This window comes from Azospirillum sp. B506 (assembly GCF_000333595.1).
GTDB lineage: Bacteria > Pseudomonadota > Alphaproteobacteria > Azospirillales > Azospirillaceae > Azospirillum.
Genome location: NZ_BADK01000142.1, coordinates 1 through 3,909, shown reverse-complemented (window position 1 = coordinate 3,909; position 3,909 = coordinate 1). Strand labels below are relative to the sequence as shown.

Annotated in this window: 4 protein-coding genes and 1 pseudogene; 2 read left to right on the top strand and 3 right to left on the bottom strand. The window is 67.3% G+C overall.

Annotated elements, in window-relative coordinates:
* Nucleotides 1-671, top strand: a 671-nt coding sequence (locus I71_RS05245) for an iron-containing alcohol dehydrogenase (protein WP_042691743.1), incomplete at its 5' end; no start/stop codon positions are given.
* A gap of 9 nt (nucleotides 672-680) precedes the next feature.
* On the opposite strand, the gene I71_RS39505 is transcribed toward I71_RS05245, so the two are convergent.
* The 3 genes and pseudogenes from I71_RS39505 to I71_RS05235 form a co-directional block, all read right to left on the bottom strand.
* Entirely contained in the window at nucleotides 681-836 is a 156-nt protein-coding gene (locus I71_RS39505) for a hypothetical protein (protein WP_244433647.1), read from the bottom strand.
* Between the two features lie 77 nt (nucleotides 837-913).
* A pseudogene (locus I71_RS39500) lies at nucleotides 914-1,036 on the bottom strand (GFA family protein); the annotation flags it as partial.
* A gap of 304 nt (nucleotides 1,037-1,340) precedes the next feature.
* A complete protein-coding gene (locus I71_RS05235; RefSeq protein WP_042691740.1) occupies nucleotides 1,341-3,137 on the bottom strand; it encodes an acyl-CoA dehydrogenase in 1,797 nt (598 codons plus the stop codon).
* A gap of 213 nt (nucleotides 3,138-3,350) precedes the next feature.
* On the opposite strand from I71_RS05235, the gene I71_RS05230 reads away from it, so the two are divergent.
* Nucleotides 3,351-3,909, top strand: a 559-nt coding sequence (locus I71_RS05230; protein WP_042691735.1) for a transglycosylase SLT domain-containing protein, incomplete at its 3' end; no start/stop codon positions are given.

Here is a 3,909-nt window from a genome sequence, read left to right as displayed (position 1 = left end):
TGACCCACGCCATCGAGAGCCACACCGCGCGCCCCTTCCGCTCCCGCCCGCGCCCCGAGCAGCCGACGGCCCGCCCGCCCTATCAGGGCGCCAACCCGTGGTCGGACATCGGCAGCCTCCAGGCGATCCGGCTCGGCGGCCAGTGGCTGGAGCGGGCGGTCAACGACCCCGACTGCGCCGAGGCGCGCGACGCCCTGATGTTCGCGGCGACGCTGGCCGGTCTGGCCTTCGGCAATGCCGGGGTGCACATCCCGCACGCCATGTCCTATTCGGTGGCCGGGATGAACCACAGCTTCACTGCGACGGGCTATGAGGCGGTGGAGCCGATGGTGCCGCACGGCATCTCGGTGGTGCTGAACGCCCCGGCCGCCTTCCGCTTCACCGGCCCGGCCGCCCCGGAAGCCCATCTGCGCGCCGCCGAGGCGCTGGGGGCGGACGTGAGAGGCGCGGCGCCGGAGGATGGTGGCGAGCTGCTGGCGACCCGGCTGATCGGGATGATGCGGGCGACCGGCCTGCCGAACGGGCTGTCGGCGCTGGGCTATGGCGAGGCTGACATTCCGGGGCTGGTCAGGGGCGCCGCCGCTCAGCAACGCCTGCTGACCATCGCCCCGCGCCCGGTGTCGGAGGACGATTTGCGCGGGCTGTACGCGGATGCGATGCGTTACTGGTGAGCGGAGCCGCTATTCCGCCATCGTTTCGCCGGAGCCGCCGAACTCGGCCGGGAAATCCTTCAGCTTCGGCAGACCGTCCCGCATCGGCAGCACGGTCTCGGCATAGTTGACGTGAACGGCGGGGGCGAAGGCCAGGGTCGGCAGCGTTGCGGAGAAGACTTCCACGAGGCCGAGCGGCGGGTGATGGTCATCAGGTGCCCGCCGCACTTCGCGCAATATTGGCGCTGGCTGACCGGCGTCTTCTGGAAGGTCGCGAGATGTTCGGCGCCCGCGGTCACGCGCACGGCGTCGGGCTTCCACAGGGTGAAGGCATTGACCGGACCGCCGGACCAGGAGCGGCAGGACCGGCAATGACAATAGCCCATCGCCTCCGGTGAACCGGTGACCTCCACCTCCACCGCCCCGCAAAAGCAGCTGCCCTTATGAGTCTCGGTCTGAGTCTCCGTGCTTGTCATGGCTTTCGACTCCATCTTTGTTTGTGACGCGAATAATAAGACGCTATCACCGATAACAAGGATGTTCAGCCGGCCATTCGGGCCATGCTCATTCGATAGGCGATAACAAAACCCCCCGAAAAGTCGGAGCTGTTGAGCACCAACAGAAGGATACAGGGCGGGCGATGCAGAAAAAGCCCCTTTCCCACTTGGAGAGAGGGGCCTGACATTTCGGTCAGAACTGCTCCTCGCTCAGCGCCATCACCGTGTTGCGGGCGCTTGCGATGGTCGGCAGCAGGGCCGGCGCGGTCGCCAGGACCTGCTCGGCGTAGAAGCGGGCGACGATCAGCTTGGTTTCCAGGAAGGAGGCGTTGGCGCCGGGCTGGCGCAGTCCCTCCATCGCCTTCATCGCCGAGCGGGCGAGCATCCAGCCGCCGGCAACCGTGCCCCACAGCTTCAGGTAGGCCACCGCGCCGGCGGCGGCGCCTTGCAGGTCGCCCTCCGCCTGGGTCGCGACCATCCAGTCGATGGCCTTGTCCAGCGCGTCCAGCCCGGCCGACAGTTCGGTGCGGATCACCGCGAGGTCGTCGCCGGGGGCGGACTCCAACTCCTGAACGGTGGCGCGCATGTCGGCGACGAAGGCACGGGCGGCGGCCCCCTTGTCGCGGCCGGTCTTGCGGAAGGTCAGGTCGTTGCCGTGGATGCCGTTGGTGCCCTCATAGATCGGGGTGATGCGGGCGTCGCGGTAATGCTGGGCGGCCCCCGTCTCCTCGATGAAGCCCATGCCGCCATGGATCTGCACGCCGGTGGACGCCACCTCGCAGCCGATGTCGGTCGACCACGCCTTGACGATGGGGGTCAGCACATCGACCCGTGCCGTGGCGGTAGCCCGCACCGCCGGGTCCTCGTGGTGGCGGGAGATGTCCAGCTGCGTGCCGGCATAGAGCGCCAGCGCACGGGCGGCTTCCGTCTTGGCCCGCATGTCCAGCAGCATGCGGCGCACGTCGGGATGCTTGATGATGGCGACGCCGGAGCCCTTGGGATCGGCCAGATCCTTGCTCTGCACGCGGCTCTTCGCGTAGTCGCGGGCCTGCTGATAGGCGCGCTCGGCGATCGCCACGCCCTGGATGCCGACGCCGAGCCGGGCATTGTTCATCATCGTGAACATATATTCGATGCCGCGGTTCTCCTCGCCGACGAGGTAGCCTATGGCGCCCTCGTCGTCGCCATAGGCCATCACCGCGGTCGGGCTGGCCATGATGCCCAGCTTGTGCTCCAGGCTGGCGCAGCGCAGATCGTTGCGCTGGCCCGGCGTGCCGTCGGCATTGGGCAGGAATTTCGGCACGATGAACAGGCTGATGCCCTTGATGCCGGCCGGTGCGTCGGGCAGGCGGGCCAGCACCAGATGGACGATGTTCTCCGTCAGGTCATGCTCGCCATAGGTGATGAAGATCTTCTGGCCGCTGATGCGATAGCTGCCGTCGCCGGCCCGCACCGCCTTGGTCCGCACCGCGGCGAGGTCGCTGCCCGCCTGCGGCTCGGTCAGGTTCATCGTCCCGGTCCATTCGCCGGAGATCATCTTCGACAGATAGACCGCCTTCTGCCCGTCGCTCGCATGCTCGGTCAGCAGGTCGACGGCACCCTGGGTCAGCAGCGGGCACAGGCCGAAGGACAGGTTGGCGGCCTGCCACATCTCGTTCACCGCGAAGGCGACGGTCCAGGGCAGGCCCTGCCCGCCATACTCCGGCTCGAAGGGCAGGCTGTTCCAGCCGGCTTCGGTGAACTGGCCATAGGCCTCCTTCCAGCCGGTGGCGGTGCGGACGACGCCGTTTTCCAGCTTCGCCCCTTCCTTGTCGCCCACCCGGTTCAGCGGGGCGAGCACGCCGGAGGCGAATTTGCCGGCCTCCTCCAGGATGGCGTCGACCAGATCGGGGGCGGCGCTGTCGCACCGGGGCAGGGCGGCGATGGCGTCGAGGCCCACCACCTCGTTCAGGACGAAGCGCAGGTCGTCGACCGGAGCGGTGTAGGTCATGGCGGGGCGTTCTCCCAGAGTCTTGGTTTTGATTTACCTATACGTCAACATACAGCATCGGATGGTGCTTGGCGAGAGGGCGGGTTGCCGCGTCCGTCTCCGTTCAGAGAGGCTAGGCCCGCCTTGGGGCCTCATCAAGGCTCCAACCGACTGGCACGGCGTCTGCATAGGAGAGGCTGCCTCCCATCGGGGCCATCACACGGGGATCGACCCATGACCTACGCTTCCGCTCTCGGCAATCCCAGCAACGCCGCCGCCCAGGCCGCCGCCACCGCCCGCGGTCCGGCCAGTGTGGAGGCGGCCGTGCGCAATGCCAGCGCGAAGACGGGGGTCGATTTTTCCTACCTCATGGAAAAAGCTGCCGTGGAGAGCGGATACCGCACGGACGTAAAGTCCTCCTCCTCCTCGGCGACGGGGCTCTACCAGTTCATCGACAGCACCTGGCTGCAGACGATGAAGGACCATGGCGCCGACCATGGCTATGGCAAATATGCCAACGCCATCCAGACCCGCAGCGATGGCCGGCCCTATGTCTCCGATCCGGAGATGAAGAAGGAGATCCTGGACCTGCGCAAGGATCCGACCGCGTCGGCCCTGATGGCCGCGGAATACACCCGCGACAACAAGGAGTATCTGGAAGAGACGGTGGACGGCAAGATCGGCTCGACCGAACTGTACATGGCGCATTTCCTGGGGGCCGGCGGGGCCTCGAAGTTCCTGAACGCGATGCAGGAGAATCCCAACCGCACCGCCCGCGACGTCTTCCCCGATG